Annotated in this window: 24 protein-coding genes and 6 pseudogenes; 22 read left to right on the top strand and 8 right to left on the bottom strand. The window is 36.7% G+C overall.

What is annotated here, in order from left to right; translation table 11 throughout:
- Positions 1 to 4: 4 nt before the first annotated feature.
- The 5 genes and pseudogenes from AC0OMU_RS06855 to AC0OMU_RS06835 all read left to right on the top strand — a co-directional run bounded on the left by AC0OMU_RS06855 (position 5) and on the right by AC0OMU_RS06835 (position 2,984).
- Entirely contained in the window at positions 5 to 232 is a 228-nt protein-coding gene (locus tag AC0OMU_RS06855; protein ID WP_124048207.1) for a helix-turn-helix domain-containing protein, read from the top strand.
- Between the two features lie 92 nt (positions 233 to 324).
- The gene (locus AC0OMU_RS06850) at positions 325 to 1,287 is read left to right on the top strand and encodes a DUF4062 domain-containing protein (protein WP_326334519.1); all 963 of its coding nucleotides are present in this window, start codon (positions 325 to 327) and stop codon (positions 1,285 to 1,287) included.
- A gap of 50 nt (positions 1,288 to 1,337) precedes the next feature.
- Entirely contained in the window at positions 1,338 to 1,553 is a 216-nt protein-coding gene (locus AC0OMU_RS06845) for an NUMOD4 domain-containing protein (protein ID WP_474241189.1), read from the top strand.
- 30 nt (positions 1,554 to 1,583) lie between these two features.
- Complete coding sequence (locus tag AC0OMU_RS06840) at positions 1,584 to 2,543, top strand: DUF4062 domain-containing protein (protein WP_144500925.1); 960 nt, start codon at positions 1,584 to 1,586, stop codon at positions 2,541 to 2,543.
- Positions 2,544 to 2,591: 48 nt separating this feature from the next.
- Positions 2,592 to 2,984, top strand: a pseudogene (locus AC0OMU_RS06835) (UPF0715 family protein).
- 15 nt (positions 2,985 to 2,999) lie between these two features.
- Here AC0OMU_RS06835 and AC0OMU_RS06830 read toward each other — a convergent pair.
- Both AC0OMU_RS06830 and AC0OMU_RS06825 read right to left on the bottom strand, forming a co-directional pair.
- Positions 3,000 to 3,230 carry a hypothetical protein gene (locus AC0OMU_RS06830; RefSeq protein ID WP_124048210.1) on the bottom strand — a complete coding sequence of 77 codons (231 nt, stop codon included), beginning with the start codon at positions 3,228 to 3,230 and terminating at the stop codon, positions 3,000 to 3,002.
- 111 nt (positions 3,231 to 3,341) lie between these two features.
- Positions 3,342 to 3,443 (bottom strand): annotated as a pseudogene (locus AC0OMU_RS06825) (DUF8096 family protein); the annotation flags it as partial.
- Between the two features lie 30 nt (positions 3,444 to 3,473).
- Between AC0OMU_RS06825 and AC0OMU_RS06820 the strand changes: the two are divergent.
- The 7 genes from AC0OMU_RS06820 (at position 3,474) to ppsA (ending at position 11,171) form a co-directional block, all read left to right on the top strand.
- A complete protein-coding gene (locus AC0OMU_RS06820; protein WP_474241014.1) occupies positions 3,474 to 3,689 on the top strand; it encodes a hypothetical protein in 216 nt (71 codons plus the stop codon).
- Positions 3,690 to 3,768: 79 nt separating this feature from the next.
- On the top strand, positions 3,769 to 4,653 hold the full coding sequence (locus tag AC0OMU_RS06815) for a DUF5677 domain-containing protein (protein ID WP_131227496.1): 885 nt from the start codon (positions 3,769 to 3,771) through the stop codon (positions 4,651 to 4,653).
- Positions 4,654 to 4,701: 48 nt separating this feature from the next.
- Positions 4,702 to 5,190 carry a hypothetical protein gene (locus tag AC0OMU_RS06810; protein ID WP_474241013.1) on the top strand — a complete coding sequence of 163 codons (489 nt, stop codon included), beginning with the start codon at positions 4,702 to 4,704 and terminating at the stop codon, positions 5,188 to 5,190.
- 20 nt (positions 5,191 to 5,210) lie between these two features.
- The gene (locus tag AC0OMU_RS06805; protein ID WP_277737201.1) at positions 5,211 to 5,720 is read left to right on the top strand and encodes a super-infection exclusion protein B; all 510 of its coding nucleotides are present in this window, start codon (positions 5,211 to 5,213) and stop codon (positions 5,718 to 5,720) included.
- Between the two features lie 22 nt (positions 5,721 to 5,742).
- Positions 5,743 to 6,612: a hypothetical protein gene (locus AC0OMU_RS06800; protein ID WP_124048215.1), complete on the top strand. Its 870-nt coding sequence runs from the start codon at positions 5,743 to 5,745 to the stop codon at positions 6,610 to 6,612.
- A 648-nt stretch (positions 6,613 to 7,260) separates the two neighbouring features.
- Positions 7,261 to 7,902: an endo-1,4-beta-xylanase XynA gene (xynA, locus tag AC0OMU_RS06795; RefSeq protein ID WP_038829967.1), complete on the top strand. Its 642-nt coding sequence runs from the start codon at positions 7,261 to 7,263 to the stop codon at positions 7,900 to 7,902.
- Between the two features lie 668 nt (positions 7,903 to 8,570).
- A complete protein-coding gene (ppsA, locus tag AC0OMU_RS06790) occupies positions 8,571 to 11,171 on the top strand; it encodes a phosphoenolpyruvate synthase (protein WP_474241012.1) in 2,601 nt (866 codons plus the stop codon).
- A 299-nt stretch (positions 11,172 to 11,470) separates the two neighbouring features.
- On the opposite strand, the gene AC0OMU_RS06785 is transcribed toward ppsA, so the two are convergent.
- The gene (locus tag AC0OMU_RS06785; RefSeq protein WP_015483321.1) at positions 11,471 to 11,734 is read right to left on the bottom strand and encodes a hypothetical protein; all 264 of its coding nucleotides are present in this window, start codon (positions 11,732 to 11,734) and stop codon (positions 11,471 to 11,473) included.
- 83 nt (positions 11,735 to 11,817) lie between these two features.
- Here AC0OMU_RS06785 and AC0OMU_RS06780 point away from each other — a divergent pair, with 83 nt between their 5' ends.
- Positions 11,818 to 12,180, top strand: coding sequence for a hypothetical protein (locus tag AC0OMU_RS06780; RefSeq protein ID WP_174616708.1), 363 nt, complete (start codon positions 11,818 to 11,820; stop codon positions 12,178 to 12,180).
- Entirely contained in the window at positions 12,113 to 12,484 is a 372-nt protein-coding gene (locus AC0OMU_RS06775; RefSeq protein WP_100506387.1) for a DUF3221 domain-containing protein, read from the top strand. The genes AC0OMU_RS06780 and AC0OMU_RS06775 overlap by 68 nt, the downstream gene beginning before the upstream one ends.
- 239 nt (positions 12,485 to 12,723) lie before the next feature.
- Here the strand turns inward: AC0OMU_RS06775 and bla are convergent, their stop codons facing one another.
- A complete protein-coding gene (gene bla, locus AC0OMU_RS06770; RefSeq protein ID WP_474241011.1) occupies positions 12,724 to 13,644 on the bottom strand; it encodes a class A beta-lactamase in 921 nt (306 codons plus the stop codon).
- Positions 13,645 to 13,950: 306 nt separating this feature from the next.
- Between bla and AC0OMU_RS06765 the strand changes: the two are divergent.
- Together AC0OMU_RS06765 and AC0OMU_RS06760 are read left to right on the top strand one after the other, a co-directional pair.
- Positions 13,951 to 14,582, top strand: a pseudogene (locus AC0OMU_RS06765) (type 1 glutamine amidotransferase family protein).
- Positions 14,583 to 14,844: 262 nt separating this feature from the next.
- On the top strand, positions 14,845 to 15,276 hold the full coding sequence (locus AC0OMU_RS06760; protein ID WP_015483318.1) for a hypothetical protein: 432 nt from the start codon (positions 14,845 to 14,847) through the stop codon (positions 15,274 to 15,276).
- Positions 15,277 to 15,448: 172 nt separating this feature from the next.
- Here the strand turns inward: AC0OMU_RS06760 and AC0OMU_RS06755 are convergent, their stop codons facing one another.
- Entirely contained in the window at positions 15,449 to 16,327 is an 879-nt protein-coding gene (locus AC0OMU_RS06755; RefSeq protein WP_474241010.1) for a DMT family transporter, read from the bottom strand.
- Positions 16,328 to 16,427: 100 nt separating this feature from the next.
- Between AC0OMU_RS06755 and AC0OMU_RS06750 the strand changes: the two genes are divergently transcribed.
- Positions 16,428 to 17,300, top strand: coding sequence for a LysR family transcriptional regulator (locus tag AC0OMU_RS06750; protein WP_015383831.1), 873 nt, complete (start codon positions 16,428 to 16,430; stop codon positions 17,298 to 17,300).
- 117 nt (positions 17,301 to 17,417) lie between these two features.
- Here AC0OMU_RS06750 and AC0OMU_RS06745 read toward each other — a convergent pair whose 3' ends face one another.
- From AC0OMU_RS06745 to AC0OMU_RS06735, 3 genes and pseudogenes are all read right to left on the bottom strand, one after another.
- Positions 17,418 to 18,212, bottom strand: coding sequence for a DUF817 domain-containing protein (locus tag AC0OMU_RS06745; RefSeq protein WP_474241009.1), 795 nt, complete (start codon positions 18,210 to 18,212; stop codon positions 17,418 to 17,420).
- Positions 18,213 to 18,317: 105 nt separating this feature from the next.
- Positions 18,318 to 18,571: pseudogene (locus AC0OMU_RS06740) on the bottom strand (helix-turn-helix domain-containing protein).
- Positions 18,572 to 18,580: 9 nt separating this feature from the next.
- Positions 18,581 to 19,063: a DUF2975 domain-containing protein gene (locus AC0OMU_RS06735; RefSeq protein ID WP_474241008.1), complete on the bottom strand. Its 483-nt coding sequence runs from the start codon at positions 19,061 to 19,063 to the stop codon at positions 18,581 to 18,583.
- A 348-nt stretch (positions 19,064 to 19,411) separates the two neighbouring features.
- On the opposite strand from AC0OMU_RS06735, the gene AC0OMU_RS06730 reads away from it, so the two are divergent.
- The 5 genes and pseudogenes from AC0OMU_RS06730 to AC0OMU_RS06710 all read left to right on the top strand — a co-directional run bounded on the left by AC0OMU_RS06730 (position 19,412) and on the right by AC0OMU_RS06710 (position 22,067).
- The gene (locus AC0OMU_RS06730) at positions 19,412 to 20,323 is read left to right on the top strand and encodes a VanW family protein (protein ID WP_015383828.1); all 912 of its coding nucleotides are present in this window, start codon (positions 19,412 to 19,414) and stop codon (positions 20,321 to 20,323) included.
- A gap of 101 nt (positions 20,324 to 20,424) precedes the next feature.
- Entirely contained in the window at positions 20,425 to 20,922 is a 498-nt protein-coding gene (locus AC0OMU_RS06725; protein ID WP_474241007.1) for a hypothetical protein, read from the top strand.
- A gap of 104 nt (positions 20,923 to 21,026) precedes the next feature.
- Positions 21,027 to 21,259: pseudogene (locus AC0OMU_RS06720) on the top strand (hypothetical protein); the annotation flags it as partial.
- Positions 21,254 to 21,414 (top strand): annotated as a pseudogene (locus AC0OMU_RS06715) (YoaP domain-containing protein); the annotation flags it as partial. The pseudogenes AC0OMU_RS06720 and AC0OMU_RS06715, both read left to right, overlap by 6 nt.
- A 170-nt stretch (positions 21,415 to 21,584) precedes the next feature.
- Positions 21,585 to 22,067: a DUF4944 domain-containing protein gene (locus AC0OMU_RS06710; RefSeq protein WP_474241006.1), complete on the top strand. Its 483-nt coding sequence runs from the start codon at positions 21,585 to 21,587 to the stop codon at positions 22,065 to 22,067.
- The last annotated feature ends 46 nt before the right edge of the window (positions 22,068 to 22,113 follow it).

Below are 22,113 nucleotides of genomic sequence, written 5' to 3'. Positions count from 1 at the left end.
AACAATGATTAAATCTAATTTAAAGCCTATAATAGACCAAAGAAAGATCAGTATCCGGAAACTTTCCAGGGATATTGATCACGAGTATCCGACTGTTAGAAAGCTTTACAATGACGAAATGGAGCGGTATCCAAGAGAGCTGTTAGATAAAGTCTGTACATACCTAAACATCAAGTTGCAGGAATTGCTGATATTCGAAAAAGGTCATAATCATATCGATCGCTTAGGATGAAAATGGTATACTAAAGTTACAAGGATAGGAAGTAATTACAAGTTTTCTAGGTCTACATAAAATCGTACTTTTATAGAAAAGGTGAATAGTCGATGAAGAAAAAACTACAGGTTTTCATCTCCTCAACATATACTGATTTAATTGAAGAAAGGCAAGCTGCTGTTGAAGCGGTACTTAACTCAGGACATATTCCAGCAGGAATGGAGCTATTTAAAGCTGGAGACAGATCTCAGAAAGAAACTATTAAACGTTGGATTGATGAATCAGATGTCTATATGTTGATTCTAGGCGGTAGGTATGGATCCATAGATGAAGAAACAAACAAAAGTTATACTCATTGGGAATACGATTATGCAGATACTGCAGGTAAACCAAGATTTGCAATTGTAATTGATGATGGGACTCTGGAACAAAAAGTTAGAGAAAACGGAATAGATGTATTAGAAAGAGAGAATTATCAAGCCTATAAAGACTTTAGAAAGACTGTTCTGAGCAAATTATCAAAGTTTTACAAAGATACTAAAGATATTAAACTTGCTATTTATGAATCAATTAAAGAGTATGAAAAAGATGACACTTTAATTGGGTGGATATCTGGTGAAGAATTTAACAATTTAGCAACTTTACAAAAAGAGCAGGCCAAACTTTTAATTGAAAACAAAAGAATTAATGAGGAATTATTAAAGTTAAAAGAGCAGGCTAATGCAGAGGAGAAGGTAGGTAGGTTTACTTACCATGAATTGAAAAATTATTTAGCTATAACATTATTAGATATTCCCGATTATGCACTAGAGGATAGAGAAAGCCGAGTAATATCCTTGCTTTCTGCTCTAAAAAAATTTCGTAACACATTATCGTTGGGTATTGTTAACAATGGCACTCTTAAAAACAATAAAAAATTTTTGTATTATAGACTAGCTCCTAAATTGTTAAGTTTTGGACTGGTTGAAAAAGTAGGATCTGGTGGCTCATTTCAGAGAATTCAACTTTCAAAAGCAGGGAACGAATTCTTAGCGAAAATGGAGTTAGAAAAGTTTCGTGAGAGTGTAAGTTAAAATAAAATCAATCTTTTATGAAAATGAGGTACTCAACTGTTGTCTAAGGAATACAAACCAATCCAGGGTATGAGGGATTATATGAGATAGCAATGGACGGATCGGTTAGAAGCTTGGAGCGATTCGGGATAGACGGCAGGCGTCTTAAAGGTAAAGATAAAACGCTATATGAAAAACCTAATGGTTATCCTTCTGTAAAGTTGACGAAGGGCGGAAAGACTATTAGCAACAATATTAAGTATCTAATTGATAAAATATTCAAATAAAACCAATCTTATAACGAAAGGTGAATTTTCATGAATAAAAGATTGCAAGTATTTATATCCTCAACATATACTGATTTAACTGAAGAAAGACAGGCTGCAGTTGCAGCTGTCCTTAATGCTGGACACATACCCGCTGGTATGGAATTGTTTAAATCCGGTGATCAGTCACAAAAAGAGACAATAAAAAATTGGATTGATGAATCGGATGTTTATATGTTAATTCTTGGTGGTAGATATGGATCGATTGATGAAGAAACAAATAAGAGTTATACGCATTGGGAGTATGATTATGCAGAGAGTGTAGGAAAACCTAGATTTTCAATTGTAATTAGTGATGAAGCTCTGGATAAAAAAGTAAAAGAAAAAGGGCAAGATGTTATTGAAAGAGAACATTATAGTGAGTATAGACAATTTAAAGATACAGTATTAAGTAAAGTATCAAAATTTTATAGTGACACAAAAGATATTGAGTTAGCAGTGTTTGCATCGCTCAAAGAATATGAGAAAGATGAAAAGCTTGTAGGCTGGGTGTCTGGAAATGAAGTTGAAAGTTTAAAGAAAGTTAAAGAAGAAAATTACTCCCTTCTTAAAGAGAACTCAATTATCAAGGAAAAACTTGCTAAATTAGAAAAGAAATTCACAAAAGAAAATGAATTTGATGGATATTCATATAAAGATATTTTAACTTATTTAAATAATATAAAATTGAGTCTTCCTGATATAAATTATTACGAAGAAGTTAAGAACAGAGAACAATCTCTATTTAAGCTTTTTTATGTACATAGAAGCAATTTTACAATTGGAGTTGAAAATAGCGGTAATATGAGAGAATATGAAAGATTTTTATTTTTTGATGTTGCTCCAAAACTCATCCCGTTTAATCTTCTTGAAAAAACCAAGGTAGCTGCAAAGCCTTACCAAAGAATACAATTGTCAAAAAACGGTCAAAAATTTATTGCTAAATACGAGATGGAAAACTTAATAAAGTAAATGAACTACGATTTTAAAGGGAAATGTGAAACAAGTGGAGGTGTTGATTTGAGCATCAATCAAAAAGCGTTAGACAGTTACGCTTATACATTGGCATTTTCAAGTTTGTCATATGGTCTAATCTTTGGTCTATATATGTTTGTTTACTCTGGTTTTATGGCAATCGCGCTAGTTACTATTGGCATCATAGGATTATACGCTTTAATCACTTACTTGGTGTTTGCTGTCCCTTTGCAAGTGTGGCTAAGAAGAAGGCCAGAAAATTCAGCAGTTTGAACAATTTTTTAATTTATATTGCAGTAGCCTTTTTAGCTGTGTTTTTGTTCTGGACTGTTGATTATCCGCCAAATGCTCTTACTGTATTCAGAAGCTTAAATTATTACATTTCTGAGTATTGTTGCAGGTCTTATTTATTGGTTTTGGGACTCCATATTCCTATGAAATTAACATATTAAATTAAATTATGAATTTCACACCGTTTACAACAAGTAAGAAGGCTGCTGATCCAAACAGTAAATATTCGGACAGTTTTTGTTTGCTTAATATCGCTTCAACTCCGACTAATGATAAAAGGGCGGCAACAAATAATTGCACAACAATCAACAATAATTCATTTTGATTGAACAATGAGTATATGCACAAGACTAATGCAATGCAAGAAACCGAAATTTTTGCAACTTTTAGCAAGGTATCACTCCTTATGCGGTCATGAATTAACCTTAACACGATTACGCGTCTTAATCCGAGAGCATAAAGAATCAAGATAAAAGAAGTGTTTTAAACAAAAAGAGCATTAAACTAAATGCTCTTTTTCATACTCCATCGCCGACATTCACGCAAGAATATTCCACTCTTCACAGAGCTTTTGAACAAAGTGTAATCACAATTGTCGCAGCGGCCGTTACAAAATTATTTAAAAGAGGTTGATTTATGCCTTTGCTTGATTATTTTTATGTGCTGCAGTTTGAAAACAAGGAATACTTCAAATCATTTAAGTTAGATGAGGACGGTTATATGACATCTAACGACCTCCACCGGGCTTCTAAATTGCAAACAATGTATGAAGTCATTGAGGTAGCCAGTGAGCTTAAAACAAGGTGTAATGTGCAATGTGAGATAAGGGAAATCCAAGTCGTAAAGCGTTAGGAGTAATAGTTGTGTGACAACTTTCATGCAAGATTTATAAGAAGCAATTAATTTGGAATAAAAAATAGGAGACAAAGGGATGAAGAGAAGTTTAATAAACAGGAAGATAGATAAGGATATACAAAAAGAATTTAATGCAATTGGAAGGTTAATGGATTCGTTTGTAGATTATGGAGATATTATGTATAAACGGCTATATGACGAGTGTGGTGATAATGAGCTTAATGCACCTCTATTTACTCTTTTAGCCCACATATTAAATATGGTGGATGGAGCAGCCATTATGAGTAAAAAAGGTGCTTCAGAAGGAATGATACCACTATGTAGATCGATGTTCGAAGCAGCACTGTACTTTGAGTATATGTACACAGAACCGAAAGATAAGGGGGTTATAGCTTATCAGGTTCACAGCTGTTACCAGGAAATCAAATTAAGAGAAATGTTCGATTCAAGTACCAATAGTGGGAAAAAACACAGAGAAATCTTCACGAATGAATTTCCTAACTTTGATGAGGTACAGAGTATACCTGTGTCAGAATCGTGTAAGCATTTATATAATTTTTTGAAGAAAAAAGAGGTTCAAAATGTTAAAGATGCGTGGGATAAGAAAAAACCAAAAAATTGGTACTCACTTTATAGTAATCTGAGGAATTTAAGAGACCTTGCCAAATATTTAAATGCTGAAGCACGTTATGTCTTCTTATATAAGCGAGCATCAGAATTTATACATGCAGGGGCAACTATGAAAAATATTAAAGTAGGAAATGATGCTGGGGGGATATCACTAAGGAATTTTGAAGAAGTGCCATTTTACAGTTCAATGACCTTCACTATTATAACAGAAATTTTTATGTTAATTGGAAAAGAGGAATTTGCCTTTTGGTATATAAACAATGCGAAAAAGCAGGTTGAGAGAACATCTAGGTTGAATATTAATGTTGAGTATGAAATAGCAAAGCTTTAAAAATAGGATAGTAAGATAATCATTTTATTTCATAGCGAGGTTGTATATATGGGGCAGGATGGAGGAAAGTTAGTATTTAAAAGTTCAAGGCATGCTGATATAGCAGGAAAATTTGGTGAACAAATGATTCTTTTTTATTTATCCAGCAAGGGGTTTGAGTGTGTGAAATTTGATTATGTGGGGATTGATATCTTTGCTAGAAGTGAAGAGGGTGAAAACTGGGGAATATCAGTTAAATTTAAATCTCTAGTTGACGGAAAGCCCAGCATTGGAATTACTCAGAAAGCTCTTGAATCGTCTGAAAAAGCCTGTGAAAGATTAGGTTTCAAACCATTTATAGCTACAGTTTTTGAAAGAGGAGCAGACTTAATTGTCTTTTTTTGTTCAATAGAAATTTTTAAAAATATTGCAAATAAAAGTAAAATGAAGTATAGGCTAGATCTTAGAGAAGAGTCATGGAAAAGGTATAAATCTAATCCACATCTACAATTCTTCTGTTACACAAGGAACAATTTAAAAAGTAAATGGTTTGAATAAAATTTAAGGAAGAATATAAATTGGTTGTTAAAGAAATTGTAGATCTTTTAAAAGGGGGGACCCAACAGTTAGTAGGTTATATTATTTTTAGCCTGTTAGGAATCATAGTGTTTCAATTTGATTCATTTAGGGATATGAAGGTTAGTGAACCTTCATTAATTTTAATATTGTTATGCTTAGGCGCATTTAGTATGTTAATTTCTGTTCTTGGGATAAATTATTTAAACAAACTTGTTGCAAATAAAAAAGAAAAGAAGGAGAAAGAAAATCAGATATCATACCTTCATAATTTAACAAAAAAAGAAAAGAGTATACTTGGGGAGTTTATTTGGAATAAGTCTAAATGGCTCCCTTTACATAATGCAAATGGATCAGTTAAAAAACTAGAGAGCATGCAATTAATTCGTCAAATAAGTGAGCATCCTTTTGAGGAATCAAAATATGCATTCATAATAGAAGATTGGGTATATGAATATTTAAATGCAAACAAAGAATTATACTGGGTGTCAGCAAGTGAAATCTTTAAATGATAAAAAACGGAGAGTTCTGGAAATGAAAAATAATAATATTGACATGAGCAGTTTTATTCAAGGGGTTAAAAGCATAGAAGAATCAACAGAAACTATACATACTGCAATATCAAAATCAATTCAGCCACTGGTTAACCTATCTATAAGTATTAGAGAACACTTTAAACGCCCAGAAATACAAGAATCATTGACTAGAATAGCAGAAGGATTTATCGAAACAAAAGAGGACATTAAAAATTATAAAAAGGTGATATTTCTTCTGGGGTATCCACCTAGTGAAAGTACAGATATTCTTTTAATGCGACAAATAGGTCGTGAATATGTTGAAAACGGTGAATCTAATTTAAAAAGTATTATAGATGACATCATGAAAGACCATTACAATGCTCAAAGAATTGATGAAATTAAAAGGCATTGGGAAAATTATAGTCTTTTAAAAGAAAGACTGCCTTTATTAAGACAATCGTTAAATGCACATAATCTCGGAATGTTTGCTATATCCGTCCCCTCTATTCTGTCACAAATGGAAGGTATAGTAATAGATGGTTTTGATATTAAACAGAGAGTAACCGGCTCGAAATTTAAAAAGCTTTTAAAAATTTTATTTAATATTGAAGATGACGAGGATAGTAAAGGTGATGAAAATCCGTTCAACTTTGATAATATCATTGGAAAGTTTTATTTAAATTTTATATTGGAACAGTTTCAACATGGACAAGAAAATCTTTCAGATGTTAGTCGCCATGCGATTCTACATGGAGGAGCTAAACCGACTATGTATGCTAAAGAAGAAATTTCATTGAAAATGATAATGATGATGGATAACTTACTTTATAGAATCAATAATTTAACACAAGAAAAGAAAAATGAGGCTCATGTTATTTTAAGTTAATTTATGTTCTATATAACGGTTGAGTACGGTTTTATACTGTACTCAATAACTGAATAAAATAAGAATTTTAAAGATATTTATTTTGAATTGGAGGCTCGGTTACATCCCACAGTTACCCTGATTGTCAATTCTTTTTTTTCTTTTTCAGAGCCCTTTCAAATAAAAATCTTGCAACTTCTTTGTAAAACTGATCTAAGCTATCATCCTCAAATTTTTCAATAATTCTAATTGAGCAGTTCTTTCTTAGTATAACCTTAATTGTTTTCTTCTTCAGTTCTTCATATTCTCCATAAATTTGCTTCCCTTCATTAGACAAGAGGCAGCTACAATAATTTCACAACTCTAATGTATATCTCCTTTAAACGCAATGATTCAATGGGAATTCATTACAGATATTACTCCATCTGAATTAGAAACAAGAATTGTGATCCTGCGAAAAAAGGATCAGGATATGGTGGAAGAAGACCACTTATAATGTGTTTCTAGGTATTTGTAATTAAATTACAAATACTTTTAATATTTGCTCATGAATTCGTGGTATTATACTGAAGGGGACGATCAAAAGCTTTGGCGTTAGTAATTAAAAATGTTTTAAATGTATACGAGTGCTACCTCAAAGTCGGAAAAAAATATTATAGGAGGTAACATATGTTTAAGTTTAAAAAGAATATCTTAGTTGGATTATCGGCAGCTTTAATGAGTATTAGCTTGTTTTCGGCAACCGCCTCTGCAGCTAGCACAGACTACTGGCAAAATTGGACTGATGGGGGCGGTATAGTAAACGCTGTCAATGGGTCTGGCGGGAATTACAGTGTTAATTGGTCTAATACCGGAAATTTCGTTGTTGGTAAAGGTTGGACTACAGGTTCGCCATTTAGGACGATAAACTATAATGCCGGAGTTTGGGCACCGAATGGAAATGGATATTTAACTTTATATGGTTGGACGAGATCACCGCTCATAGAATATTATGTAGTGGATTCATGGGGTACTTATAGACCTACTGGAACGTATAAAGGTACTGTAAAAAGTGATGGGGGTACATATGACATATATACAACTACACGTTATAACGCACCTTCCATTGATGGCGATCGCACTACTTTTACGCAGTACTGGAGTGTTCGCCAAACGAAGAGACCAACCGGAAGCAACGCTACAATCACTTTCAGCAATCATGTTAACGCATGGAAGAGCCATGGAATGAATCTGGGCAGTAATTGGGCTTACCAAGTCATGGCGACAGAAGGATATCAAAGTAGTGGAAGTTCTAACGTAACAGTGTGGTAACAGATCATCATTAATCAGGGGTAGCTAACGGGCTGCTGATCGTTCCTTGAGAAGTTTTATAATCAATGATTATTAAAATCGTTAGTAATGGTTAAAGGTTGTTTTCTAATAGGTGAACGGCCTTGGAATTGCTGGAGGTAGGGTATTCTCCATCTGGTTTTATAACTTTCCCTATAGGTTAATAGAACGGTATTTAAATGAGAATGCTATCAATTTTTTGTAGTCAGCGCTTGCTCACAACAGATACCTTTACATAACCCTTCTTTATCAAACATAAGCCATATTCAAAATAAAAATATCTGGTAGTTAACCAGATCCTCATAACTTTATACTAGTTAAAGGTGGGACTGTTAAGAACAAAAAGTCCAATTTATGAATGGGGACTCTACGAACAAAGCAAGTAAGTTCAAAAAGAACCCAACTTTAGGATTTCCTTAGAGGATTGAATCAGCTCGAACCAAGTTTTTTAATGTGACTAGTTACGGAAATTAAGAAAAGAACCTGGTGAAATTGCCCAGGTTCTTTTTATATTGCACAAAAACAGACACGGTGATATAATCACACTACGTGCGCTTTCTAGTTAAAAAGTTATAGATATCCATCTTATAATTTTATTATATCCTGCTGGGAAGCTCTTGTCAATATTTTTTTTGAAGGGGAGATGTAGAATGAGTTCTTTGGTTCTCGGTTTACATGAAATTGAAAAAACACAGCTTTCGCTCGTTGGAGGAAAAGGGTTACATTTAGGGGAATTATCAAAAATTCAAGGTATACAAGTACCAGAAGGATTTTGTGTCACAACAGTAGGATATCAAAAAGCCATCGAACAAAACGAAACGTTACAAGTGTTGTTGGATCAATTGACCATGCTAAAAGTTGAGGACCGAGATCAAATTGGTAACATCAGCAGGAAGATTCGGCAAATCATTATGGAAGTAGACATTCCTTCCGATGTTGTGAAAGCAGTGGCTCACTATCTCTCCCAGTTTGGCGAGGAACATGCCTATGCCGTGCGTTCTAGTGCGACTGCTGAAGATTTACCACATGCTTCTTTTGCCGGTCAACAAGACACCTATTTAAATATTATCGGCGTCGATGCAATCTTGCAGCATATCAGTAAATGCTGGGCGTCCCTATTTACGGATCGCGCGGTTATTTACCGTATGCAAAATGGATTTGGCCACAGCCAAGTCTATTTATCCGTTATCGTTCAAAGGATGGTTTTCCCTCAGGCTTCGGGGATTTTATTTACCGCTGATCCGATTACCTCAAGCCGAAAGGTGTTATCCATCGATGCTGGTTTTGGACTTGGTGAAGCACTGGTTTCCGGCTTGGTATCTGCCGATTGTTATAAAGTACAGGATGGGCAAATCATCGATAAGAGAATAGCAACTAAAAAATTGGCTATCTACGGACGAAAAGAAGGCGGAACAGAAACACAGCAGATCGATTCTGATCAGCAAAAGGCTCAAACACTGACTGATGAACAAATTTTACAGCTGGCCCGCATTGGAAGAGAGATCGAAGCTCATTTCGGCCAGCCGCAAGATATCGAATGGTGTTTGGCCCGCGATACTTTTTATATTGTACAGAGTCGTCCAATCACAACTTTATTCCCCATCCCTGAAGCGAGTGACCAAGAAAATCACGTCTATATTTCTGTTGGTCATCAACAAATGATGACGGATCCCATAAAACCACTGGGATTGTCTTTTTTTCTGTTGACGACTGCTGCACCCATGCGTAAAGCCGGTGGAAGGCTATTTGTTGATGTCACACATCATCTGGCATCTCCTGACAGCAGAGAAGTTTTCTTAAAAGGCATGGGGCAGCACGATCAGCTCTTAAAAGACGCACTTATGACCATAATAAAGCGACGAGATTTCATAAAGTCGATACCAAATGATAAAACAGCACCAAATCCAAGCAAAGGCAATGCAGATATGCCGGCTCAAGTTGAAAACGATCCGACAATCGTGTCAGATTTGATAAAGAGCAGTCAAACATCGATAGAAGAGTTAAAACAAAACATCCAAACGAAATCAGGATCAGATTTATTTCGTTTTATTCAGGAAGATATCCAGGAATTAAAGAAGATTTTATTTAACCCAAAAAGTTCGGTTGTGATTCGCACTGCTATGAATGCCTCATTATGGATTAACGAAAAAATGAACGAGTGGTTAGGTGAAAAAAACGCAGCAGATACGCTTTCTCAATCTGTACCCCATAATATTACTTCAGAAATGGGTCTTGCGCTATTAGACGTCGCAGATGTGATTCGTCCTTATCCAGAGGTAATTGATTACTTACAACATGTAAAAGATGATAACTTTTTGGATGAACTGGCTAAGTTTGATGGCGGAAGCAAAACCCGAGACGCGATCTATGATTATCTCAGCAAATACGGAATGCGATGTACCGGAGAAATTGATATTACAAGAACTCGATGGAGCGAAAAACCAACTACACTTATCCCAATGATTCTTAATAATATCAATAACAGTGGGCCTAATGCCAGCCATCGGAAATTTGAGCAAGGGCGACAGGAAGCTTTGAAGAAAGAACAAGAGTTATTAGATCGATTGAAGCAATTACCTGATGGTGAACAAAAAGCCAAAGAAACAAAACGAATGATAGATATCATCCGGAATTTCAGCGGGTTTAGGGAATATCCAAAATACGGCATGATTAATCGATACTTCGTTTATAAGCAGGCTTTACTGAAAGAAGCCGAACGACTCGTAGAAGCGGGTGTTATTCAAGAAAAAGAAGATATATACTATCTCACTTTTGAAGAACTCCACGAAGTCGTACGCACACATAAACTGGATTATCAAATCATCAGCACACGAAAAGACGAGTACACATTATATGAAAAACTATCTCCACCACGTGTTATCACGTCTGATGGTGAAATCGTTACAGGTGAGTATAAACGAGGAAATCTCCCAGCCGGAGCGATTGTAGGTTTACCTGTTTCCTCCGGAGTTATAGAGGGGCGAGCGCGTGTCATTTTAAACATGGAAGATGCTGATTTAGAAGATGGAGATATATTAGTTACCTCCTTTACCGATCCAAGCTGGACACCATTGTTTGTATCCATAAAAGGCCTAGTCACCGAAGTTGGGGGACTGATGACCCATGGAGCTGTTATAGCCCGTGAATATGGCTTACCTGCAGTTGTTGGCGTTGAAAATGCTGCCAAGCTGATAAAAGATGGGCAACGAATTCGCGTTCATGGTACAGAAGGCTACATTGAAATCTTATAATGTCTGATGTGTGTAGAGAGCCATCAGATATTCCGCCATCAGCCCTAACTAGAAGCTGGGAGGCTGCATTTGTACCGAATGATTAAGTTCCCGTTGAACTAACGAAGATCGATAGCACATTAAGAAAAGCTGGAACCTCTTGGAGGAGGTCTGGCTTTTCTATATAAAATTGGCGTAGTGTGCAAAAGCCGCATTTTGCGGGCGGCGCTTCTTTAAAGTGAATTTTTTATTACTAGCATTTAAACTTGTATTTGTGCTTAAAACAAGAGAAAAAGGAGCTAAAAAGCTCCTTTATAAATTTAAACAACTTTTGTATAAATAGCCGTGTAAAACCCGATTGAGTAATCAAAATAATGACGTGTAAGCGTATAAGTATAACCGTTGTATTCTATTGTTGGCTGGAAGTCCATTGGCAGAGGACTAATGCGGTATATAGTGTCATAATCATACTCATCACTTTTTACTGCAACCTCAGACGAAGTGCCAGCAGCCAATGCGGGAACCGCGGATATGAGCATGCCAAAGGATAAAGCAGAACTCAATAAGATTTTCCTCATGTTCAATTATACCAACTCCATTTACAATTAATACATATATTATGTAGCGGTTGGAAGTTATTTTGGAAGTGAACAATGGATCATAAAATGTGAAAATTTTGATTTTAATGGAAGTTGCGATAGTAAACGACAGTAAGGATAAGTATATTTATGCTGGAATCCAGAAAGAAGCGGCCTTCAATAATATATTTGAAAGCGCAAAAATGAGTAAGGGGATAATATCGAGGGCTACCACATGCAAATATTTGAGAAAGAATAAGAAGAAGGTTGAGGAATTGGAGAATGGAGTATGCTGTTATGAATTGCAAAAAGAAGTAGATGGGTTGGGTGATATCCTGTTGTTTATTTTAAAGATCAAAAAGAGTTTAAAGAGGAGGGAGAAAGATGCCGAAAATCGGAGTAAGCTTGATAGTGCTCATTATACCCATTATTTTCCTTGCAGGCTGCAATAAAAATGAACAACACGGAGAAGAAACAAAGATGCAGAGCCTAGTAGGCTATGTCGTGCTTAAAGACAATGAAAGGGCAATTCTCATTACCGATACAAAAGCTCCAGTAAAAGAAGATTACAATCTTTCTGAAGGACAACTTATGAACAAGTTTAAAAATAACATAATAATTGTAGGATTAAGTGAGATTGATAACACAGAAGATCTCAAAAGAGGTGAAAAAATAAAAGTGTGGTTCCATACACGAAAAGAGTCAAATCCACCAAGTGCAACGATACAACAATATAAATTATTACAAAAAAAATAATTGAATTCTCGTATAGATAACCTCTGATGGTCTGTTTCAAACTTTACTTGGTTTCATAAATGAAAACTTGCCATTCATGTTAACGATTCGTGTTTTAAGATACTTAAAGAAAGAGAGGTATTAGTGAGAATATGAAAAAACCGTTCATTAAAAATGAACGGCGGGGTTTACAAAAGTAATGTCTTTTTTCCTTTATGGCAAAAGGATAAAGGAATTCGTAATATTGTGCTTCAAATTTTTTATTTGAGATCGTTAAGGACGACTTTTGCAGCCTCAGCGATAAGAGCATTATCATAATTAGCATTTTTCGTAAAGCGGTTTGACAGAATTGCCAAAACAATAGGAGCTCTGTTAGGCGGCCAAACGATAGCAATGTCGTTTCGTGTCCCGTAACTTCCGGCTCCGGATTTATCGCCGACTTCCCATCCTATTGGAGCGCCTGCCCGAATCAGTTCGTCACCAGTAGCATTGCCTCGCATCCAATCGGTTAAGATCGTGCGTTTGTCAGTCGTGAGAGTGTTATCTAAAGTGAAAGCTTTAAGATCGGTTGCCAGTGCTTTTGCGGTGCTGGTGTCACGAATATCACCAGGAATCGCAGAGTTTAGATCCGTCTCGAATCGTTTAGCTTTCGTTACATGATCCCCAATCTGTTTCAGTGACTTTTCAAAACCTTTAGGGCCGCCAAGCTGTTGCAACAAGATGTTCCCAGCGGTATTATCGCTGTAACGGATAGCCGCTTCCGAGATTTCTTTTAGACTCATGCCTGTATCTAGGTGTTTCTCTGTGATTGGAGAATATGTAACAAGATCGTCCTTGCTGTAGTGGATGACTTCATTAAGTTTTTCAATTGAGTTTTTCTTCAGGACAGCAGCTGCGGCTAGAACTTTATAGGTTGATGCGTAAGCAAATCGCTCATTCGGCCGATAGGCGATTGTCTTGTTTGAACCTGTATCAATTGCATAAACGCCAAGCCTGGCATCAAATTTTTTCTCAAGTTGAACAAATTCTTTATTCGTTATACAGCTTGCCATGTTTGTGTCTTCTATGGATTTTGCTTCGGCATGCGTTGAGCTGTAAAAAGGTGTGAAACCAGAAATGCTTAAACATAAAAGCCCAACACATATTCCAAATTTTATTGACGCTTTATTTTTCAACTTCATCAGGCCTCCTCATTCAAATGATTTTGTATTACCTTCTAATTCACATCGCAGGAATGAAATTGAGATATTTCCAATGAAATGTTTCCCATGACAGTTAGTGTAACAAACCCCTTTGCGCTAGTAAACATAGAATCAATTTATCTTATATTTTTAATAAGTTGGGAGAACAAGGGTAATTGCCACCTACATGGTATTATATAAGAATAGGCAAATCAGATTACATATCAACAACAAAAAAGCTGACAATGGCTGTCAGCGAGGTCATCTATTAGAAAGCTTTATCAATTGTGATTGGAGTGTTATTGGATGCAAACGAGAAAAGTTTATCTCTACGTATTTCACACAATGTCAGACTGGGAATATGGATATTTAATTGCTGAACTAAACTCAGGGAGATATTTCAAACAAGATGCACCATCTTTAAAAGTAGTTACAGTAGGGGCTAATAAAGAAATGATAACTACGTTGGGAGGATTAAGCATAAAACCAGATATTTCTCTTGATGAGTGTACTCTTGGGAGTCAAGATCTTATCATTTTACCCGGAGGAAACACTTGGGGAGAAGATATTCATCAGCCGATCTTAAAAAAAGTTGGCGACGCTTTAAAGCTCGGTACGACTATTGCTGCAATTTGTGGGGCAACCCTGGGCCTCGCGATGAAGGATACTTAGATTCGAGAAAGCACACAAGCAATAACCTAGAGTATATGAAAATGGTCTGCCCTAATTACAAAGGAGAAACACTATATGAAAAGGAACCTGCAGTATCTGATAAAAATTTGGTTACTGCATCAGGAATTGCTCCTCTGGAATTTGCGGTGGAAGTATTAAAAAAATTAGATGTATTTGCACCAGATACATTGCGTTCATGGTATAAGCTAAATAAGACTCAAAAGCCTGAATACTTCTTTGAGCTAATGAATACAATAAATCGATAGAAAACACTTTAGCAGTTTTTTGTAGTGCTCCTGAACTTATAGGAGCATTTTTTATATGTGTCTAGGAGATATATAAAGAAATGCAGAAACTCTAAAAAAAATATAGATTGGTAGGCCTTATTTCGAATAGAGTTTGATTTGGGTTAAAACTGTTCTTATTAAGGCTCATTTCATGGTGCTAAAGATTCATTTGGAGAAGACTGTCTTGATCAGAAAAGACCCTTCCAATATATTGAAGTAAAAGATATCGGGAGGAACTCTTTTGAAAAAGATATTGATGTTAGCTTTTACATTTCTTTTGGCTTTGACTATCCATGTAGGGGAAGCTTCGGCCGTTATCGTGAAAGATGAGGAGAAAGTGAGTTTTACAATGACAGAAAATGAAAAATGGTTTATGAAGTCTGATGACCTAAATTCAAACCATTGGACATCTCACTTTGGGTACAGATTCACCATTTTCGATACTGAAGGATGTACAATTAACGCAAGAATCATGCGAATGACTTTGTCAGGATATGAAATAACCGTTAGTGAAAAAAACTTTTCAGGGGATCATTTTGATTTGAGTGCAACTGATCGAGTTGAGACGATGCCTTATAAGACTCATTATTTGATTTTGACAAAAGATCCAGATTGCGGAGATGTTAAAGTAAAAGGTCTATACGGTTTTCAGTTTGATCAGCCAGAATGGTAATAAAAAAGAATCTAGATTCTCACCAGCCTAAACGCCAGCCAAGCTAATGTCTACATGCAGACATTAGCTTTTTTCATTGTTTAATAGGCTGTCGTCAGGATTCTAGAAGACTTTCTCATAATAGTCGTCTCCTGTCACATGAAGCCCAAATGACAGGGGAAATGTATATCATTCACACTTTCCGTCGTGAAAATGTAAATGTATTCATAAAAATCCCGCAGCATATCAGCAGTGCGCCGAGGATAATGTTGATGGTGATCTGTTCGTGCAATTGCAGCCATCCAAAGAATAGGGCCAATACGGGAACAAACATTAATGCCATGGATGCTTTTGATGCTTCGATTTGATTGAGCACCCAAAACCATACGACAAATGTAAAGCCGGTGGAAAGCAAGCCATTAAACAGCAATGACCACACCGCCTGATATGTCCACTCGGCTGAAGGGACCGGCTCAAATATAGAGGAAAACACCAATAACATGACGGCTCCCATCATAAGGTGCCAGGCATTCATGTGAATAATATCGATATGCTTGAATTGTAGCTTGCTGAACACATTCGCGATTCCCCAGCTAAGCGCTGCCGCAAGGACGCACAGCTCCCCAAATAAAGCGCCTTGATCGATATTGAGCATTTCCTTTCCAAATATAAATAACAGTCCGAAGAGGCCGCAGACCAGTCCCATCGTTTTATACACATTCATTTTCTCGTTTAATGTAAAATGGCTGATCACCGTAACAAATATAGGCATTGTATATACCAAAACAGAGGTTTTCCCTGAATCGACAAACTGCATTCCATACGTCAAGATCCCCATGTAGCCCAGCCCCATCAACAGGCTCATGATGATATAGCTTTTGAGATGTTCTTTTTTAATTGAAAGTTTTTTTCTTTGGATGAAGAGAATGAGAAATAAAGGAACTGCTCCGATGAACAGGCGCAAACCCGAAAATAAAAGCGGGGGGATGTCATGAATTCCTACTTTCATCGCAACCCAAGTATAACCCCAAATAAGTGTGACAGATATGATTCCCAGCATAACTTTTACCATAATGAAGCCGCCTTTCTTGTTTAAATATCGTGCTGGTTTCTATCATATGTTACATTTATGTATAACTGAAATACATTTTTATTATTGGGGGTATAACCAAATGGTTATGAACATGAACCATCTTCACATATTTGTAAAAGTCGGGGAGAAATTAAATATTACAGAAGCGGCAAAAGAATTGTTCATCTCTCAGCCGGCGGTAAGCAAAGCGATAAAAAACCTGGAGAACTCACTGCAGCTCAAATTATTGATCAGGGATAAACATCATGGTTTAATGCTGACTGACATCGGAAAAGAAATATTGCTGCTGGCGAGGCAAATGAAGGGAATTGAAAGCAAAATATATCAAGTAGCCAACCGGGAAAACAAGCTGTTAAACGGGAAGGTGAAAATTGGTTCATTTCCTGCAGTTTCAACAAATATCATGCCACAGGCGATTGCGGCATTCAGATCAAACTACCCGCTGATCCGCATAGAATTGATCGAAGGAACCTCTGACCAAATAAAAGGATGGGTTGAAGATCGGACGGTTGATATCGGGATCGCAGCATCTCCATTTGAACCGTTTGAAAATCAGCTATTGTGTAACGACTATATGGTGGCCGTCATCCCGCCGCAGCGTGACGAATTAAAACTTGAAAAGCATGTCGACCTTGAAACATATCAAGATGACCTCATTTTTTGTAAAGGCGGTCATGAAATCGCGATGTCAAACGCATTTTCGCAATACAACATCGAATTAAAGGAAAACTTAACTGTGCAAAATGCCGAAACCTTGATTAATATGGTCAAAAATAACTTGGGTATCGGCATCATTTCAAACTTTACACTTTCATCCGTCCCGCATCAATTGATTAAAAAGGACATCTTTCCTAGAGTCACACGCGATATTGGCGTCATCGCACATTCATTTGAAGAGATAACGCCGGCGGCGCATGAGTTTGTCAAAGTGTTGAAAGCAGTTGTAATCTGAATCAGTTATCGTGTTGCGATGAAATTTGAAGAAGATGAATACTCACCGGCAGAGTTACATAAAAGAAAAAAGCAACCATTTGAACGTTGCTTTTCACTCTATTTGGGACCTTGTACGCTAAGAAAAAGATTCACCCATCTCAGCCTTTGTGGGACTCTGCTCCTTAACTTGTTTTAATGATGCTACTATAAGAAAGCTAACAATCACTAGCAAGAGCCATGAACTTACCTTTCCAAGGTGTACCAGACTCCATGTATCGATTTGGTTTGGATATTTCCAAGCTCCAAAAAACGTAGCGATATTTTCCGCTATCCATATAAAAAATCCGATAAGTACAAAAGAAAGTGCGAGCGGCATACGGTAACGAGCTCCATTCACCTCGTATGTAACCCATGTTTGCCAAAAGACAATGATGACAAGCCCAGATAACCACCATCGAATGTCTATAGAAAAATGGTGGGTGAAAAAATTCAAATAAATCGCTACGGCAAGCGGAACAACTGCAAAAAAAGGCGGCCACTTAATCAGTTCAACCTTAAGCCTTCTCCATGCCTGGCACAAATAACTGGCTACACTTGCGTACATAAAGCCGCTATACAAAGGTACTCCAAATATTTTGGAGTATCCTTCTTCTGGATAAGACCAGGAGCCCATATGGACTTTAAAAAGTTCCAGAGCAAGCCCAATAAGGTGGAATAATGTGATCACTTTTAATTCATCCCGTGTTTCAAGACCGGAACGCACCATCCACAATTGCATGAGAACGCAGATAATGAGCAGCCAGTCATACCGCGGCAAGAAGGGCAGTGGGATGATTTGCGTAATAGCCAAAGAGGCAAAAATAACGGCAGGAAACAAACATGAAAGGGCTTGTTCCCAGCCAAAATGAACGATTTGTTTTATGGCTCTCATGATGTATGCCTCCTCCATAGTTGTGTTCTTCGTGTATGAAAGGGACGCTTAGTATAGCAGCTAGATGGATATAAGTTTATGTCCATAAGCTCACCACCAATCACTTTATTTTTCTGTTAATCTTACATATTTTTTTACGAATCCTGTGTGTTTTCATCACTTCGGTATTCCAATATATCCCCGGGCTGACATTCTAAAGCCTTGCAAATCGCTTCTAAAGTTGATAATCGAATAGCCTTTGCTTTTCCGTTTTTCAATATCGAAAGATTAGCCATGGTGATGCCAACTCTCTCTGAAAGCTCTGTTACGCTCATTTTCCTCTTAGCAAGCATCACATCAATGTTGATAATAATCGCCATGTCATCACCTCAGACCGTTAAGTCATTTTCTGATTTTATATCTATCGCTTCTTTTAACAGTTTTTGAAGAACAGCAGCAAAGACCGCAATCACCATTGAAGCAAAAATAATAACCAATCCGATCACAATGATACCGGGGGCGTCGTCTATCTCGGCCATCAGATAAAAGACAGGCATGCCTGCTGCGTAAAAGATACTGATAGTGACTGCGCAGTATTTTATATTCTTCAAAGCTCTTACAGACAAACCCGAGAAAGCTTTGTTTTTGTCAATATAGCTTAAAAGTTTGAACGCTTGATAAAGAGCAAAGTAAAAAGGTATCGCCGTTACATACAAATAGATGAAAAAGAGATATTTTATATAAGCGATATTTGGAAATAATTCTGCTGAATAGTTGGCCATCTTAGGCACTAAAAAAATGCATAAAGCAAGAATTGGAATTCCAATAAGAACCAAAGATATCTTTAAAAAAATTGTCGACATTCGATTCATAACAAGCACCTCATTTATTTGTTGTCTAATTGAATGTAACAAAAAATTTATCGTTTCTCAATAAAAAAATATTGAAATGGATTGATTTGTTGTTGTTATAGGAGACCCTTTTCATTTTTGACAAGACAAAAAAGCATCCCTCATCACTGGGAGATGCTGAACTACTTCAAACTTGCCGACTGAATGAACCGTGTACCTCAGTGAGCTCAGGGATCGGTGTGAACATTAAAGCTATAGCTCTTTTATGAAGGCTTTTATCAACGTCTAAAGATTCAAACAAACGATGGGAAGAAATACATCAAAGGATAAGCGGCTGTTCATACTAATGATCGGGAGGTAAACCGACTTATGATACAAATTTTGATCACTGGTCTTTTTTTATTGGCTCAGCCGAGTGAGCCGCAGGACAGTTTAACGGTCACACAGCAAGGACGGACGATTGCCACTGTTAACCGTGAAGAATTTACAATGCCTCTTCCCGGCACTCCAATGGTTGACTATGAAAAATACAGTAAATTCATCAAACAGCTTGATCAGAAAGTGTACCGGGAGCCGATAAATGCTGTCCTTAACGATCATGGAAGCATCGTCCCGGGCAGGGTTGGCTACAAACTGTATCAACAGGCGTTTATGGAAAAGTTTTATGCGTATTTTTATGGCCAAGGTCCCTCCAAGATAGAAGTGCCGGAAATGAACATTTATCCGAAAGTTGACAGCGAGCTGCTAGCTCACATCAGTACGCAGCAGCTTGGTCAGTACGTGACGTATTTTAACTCAAGCAATAAAAGCCGTTCACACAATATTTCTCTTTCTGCAAAAGCAATCGACAATCACGTTGTTTTCCCTAATGAGACGTTTTCGTTTAACCAAGTTGTGGGAATGAGAACTCGGAACAAAGGATATAAAAGTGCACCCATTATTGTAAAAGGGGAGTTGTCTGAAGGTGTAGGAGGAGGAATTTGTCAGGTGTCCTCAACTCTATTTAATGCAGTCGATCGTGCAGGACTGCAGATCGTTCAGCGCTATTCTCATACTAGAAGTGTACCATATGTACCGCCCGGACGGGATGCGACGGTAAGCTGGGGAGGTCCTGACTTTCGCTTCCAAAACCAATATAACCAACCAATCTTAATTCGGGCAAAAAGGTATGGGGGAAGGATGATTATTACACTATACTCTTCTGATGTGATTAACAGCAAATTGAGAAAAATCCCCAAAGCTCCATCTCGGATACCGAAAGAAATAAATGCTGAGCAGTAAAGACAAAACCTTAGGTAAGGTTTTGGTTAAGAGAGATTGTAGATTGCTCAAAATCAATTCTTTAAGGAGCGGCCAGCGAAAAGGAAGGAGGGATAAATGAAGTGAAAAGGGTATTATTTTCTGTAATTGTTTTTACAGCAGTTGGATTTACGTTTTGCCAATCAAAAGCGCATGCCCTGACTTTTACGGTGTTGCCTATTACACAAAAAACAGACCAGTGGTCAGTAAAAGTAAGTGAAGCAAAAAATGTAAAGGAATTTGCGAGACCTCAAAAAGGAGAATATCAAGTATATTCCTTGGAAGTCAAAAATATAGGGGAAAATGCAGCTACAGTGGATGTGCAATTGTATAGAAATGATCCTGATTCAATCACAAGATTTTCACTTTTTGGATGCCTCGATGAAAATTGTGACAAACCAAAAGAAGATTCTAAAATGTTAGCTGAAAGTTTAAATGATGGCTCACCGCTGAAGTTCAATCATTTTATGCTGGCAGATAAGGCCTCTGAATTAGAGGTTGTTATAATTTGGACACAGAAGGGGCAAGAAGGTCGCAATTTAAAACAGACCTTTAAATTCACTGATGATGGCGTTAATTAGACAGTAAAGATGGAATGGCTTTGATGATTCGATCTCTTACTTTGCGTGAGGAAAAAACGAAAATAATTGTTGGAAAACCAATCATAGCTGAGTCAAATGTCAAAGTGACTGTGATTTATGACTATAGAGAAGAACCAGAGGAGGCCTTTTGGATACATTATCCGATGGGAGTGAAATGTTTGTTGATGATCACAAAGTCTTTATTGAATACGAATAGAGACTTTGTGACTGACTGCGCATTTCAACTTAACATTTTACTGATAATGACAGTAACACCTAAACAAGTGCAGCCCGTTCATTATTAAAAAACTCTAATTTCGAAATTTTCAGAGTTCAATTTCAGTCAATTCAGTTATCATCGAAAGAAGAGGCACAAAAGTCACCAGCTATTTGGACAACTTTTAGCGTTTTTTTGATGGGAGATTTGTGACTCATGAGATCATGAGTATAAATAAATTTGAAAAATTACTTAATAAACTCTTATTAGCTTGATTTTTCAAAATATAAAGCCCATTTTAAAACAAAATTGTATGTAAGGCGTGATATACGTTTAAATTTTGTCTCTGAAAGAGCTTTAATTTAAATTCGAAGTTTTTAATTTTCTTTTCAGTAACATTTTGATCATATTTTCCTACTAACGAGTTAGGGAAGTGGGGAAAAACATGAGAAAAAAGAACAATATTAAGAAATGGCTATTGATCATTGCTGGATTCTTGATCATCTGTATCATCACATTATTTGTAATGGTGTCAGGAAACAAAGTGAAATATGAGGGCAGCGGGAAAAGCGGACTGTGGATGTCTAACCTTGAAAAATCAGACAAAACTTCAATTGGACCTAATTATTTTCTAAATCTGTATTGGCAGGGGACCAAGAAGGACGAAAAGAGTACTGTCATAGAAAAAATTACCTTATACATAGATGGTAAAATGTATGATAACAGGGGAAATTATGATTTGTCAGAGTACACAGGTGATGAAATGCCGGGTGGGGGACGCATGGAGGACCATATCGCCACCTTTGATTATATGCCTGAAGATGAAGTGATAGGACATGATGTATTAGTGAAAGTGGAGTGGAAGACAGGCCAGAAAAAACAGAAAGAAGAAATCAAATTACATAAGAAGCCATGGTATAAAAAATAGCTTATTCGCTGTATTTGTGATCACATTGGTGGTCACTTTTTTATTT

The organism is Bacillus sp. FAU18, assembly GCF_056033885.1.
The sequence above is the reverse complement of the archived record's forward strand: the minus strand, read 5'-3'. Positions and strand labels throughout refer to the sequence as shown.

Bases quoted from the DNA above. Each gene is read 5' to 3' on its own strand.
- AC0OMU_RS06855 (WP_124048207.1), top strand. From the start codon at position 5: ATGATTAAATCTAATTTAAAGCCTATAATAGACCAAAGAAAGATCAGT.
- AC0OMU_RS06850 (WP_326334519.1), top strand. From the start codon at position 325: ATGAAGAAAAAACTACAGGTTTTCATCTCCTCAACATATACTGATTTA.
- AC0OMU_RS06840 (WP_144500925.1), top strand. From the start codon at position 1,584: ATGAATAAAAGATTGCAAGTATTTATATCCTCAACATATACTGATTTA.
- AC0OMU_RS06820 (WP_474241014.1), top strand. From the start codon at position 3,474: ATGCCTTTGCTTGATTATTTTTATGTGCTGCAGTTTGAAAACAAGGAA.
- AC0OMU_RS06815 (WP_131227496.1), top strand. From the start codon at position 3,769: ATGAAGAGAAGTTTAATAAACAGGAAGATAGATAAGGATATACAAAAA.
- AC0OMU_RS06810 (WP_474241013.1), top strand. From the start codon at position 4,702: ATGGGGCAGGATGGAGGAAAGTTAGTATTTAAAAGTTCAAGGCATGCT.
- AC0OMU_RS06800 (WP_124048215.1), top strand. From the start codon at position 5,743: ATGAAAAATAATAATATTGACATGAGCAGTTTTATTCAAGGGGTTAAA.
- xynA (WP_038829967.1), top strand. From the start codon at position 7,261: ATGTTTAAGTTTAAAAAGAATATCTTAGTTGGATTATCGGCAGCTTTA.
- ppsA (WP_474241012.1), top strand. From the start codon at position 8,571: ATGAGTTCTTTGGTTCTCGGTTTACATGAAATTGAAAAAACACAGCTT.
- AC0OMU_RS06775 (WP_100506387.1), top strand. From the start codon at position 12,113: ATGCCGAAAATCGGAGTAAGCTTGATAGTGCTCATTATACCCATTATT.
- bla (WP_474241011.1), bottom strand. From the start codon at position 13,644: ATGAAGTTGAAAAATAAAGCGTCAATAAAATTTGGAATATGTGTTGGG.
- AC0OMU_RS06755 (WP_474241010.1), bottom strand. From the start codon at position 16,327: ATGGTAAAAGTTATGCTGGGAATCATATCTGTCACACTTATTTGGGGT.
- AC0OMU_RS06750 (WP_015383831.1), top strand. From the start codon at position 16,428: ATGGTTATGAACATGAACCATCTTCACATATTTGTAAAAGTCGGGGAG.
- AC0OMU_RS06745 (WP_474241009.1), bottom strand. From the start codon at position 18,212: ATGAGAGCCATAAAACAAATCGTTCATTTTGGCTGGGAACAAGCCCTT.
- AC0OMU_RS06735 (WP_474241008.1), bottom strand. From the start codon at position 19,063: ATGAATCGAATGTCGACAATTTTTTTAAAGATATCTTTGGTTCTTATT.
- AC0OMU_RS06730 (WP_015383828.1), top strand. From the start codon at position 19,412: ATGATACAAATTTTGATCACTGGTCTTTTTTTATTGGCTCAGCCGAGT.
- AC0OMU_RS06710 (WP_474241006.1), top strand. From the start codon at position 21,585: ATGAGAAAAAAGAACAATATTAAGAAATGGCTATTGATCATTGCTGGA.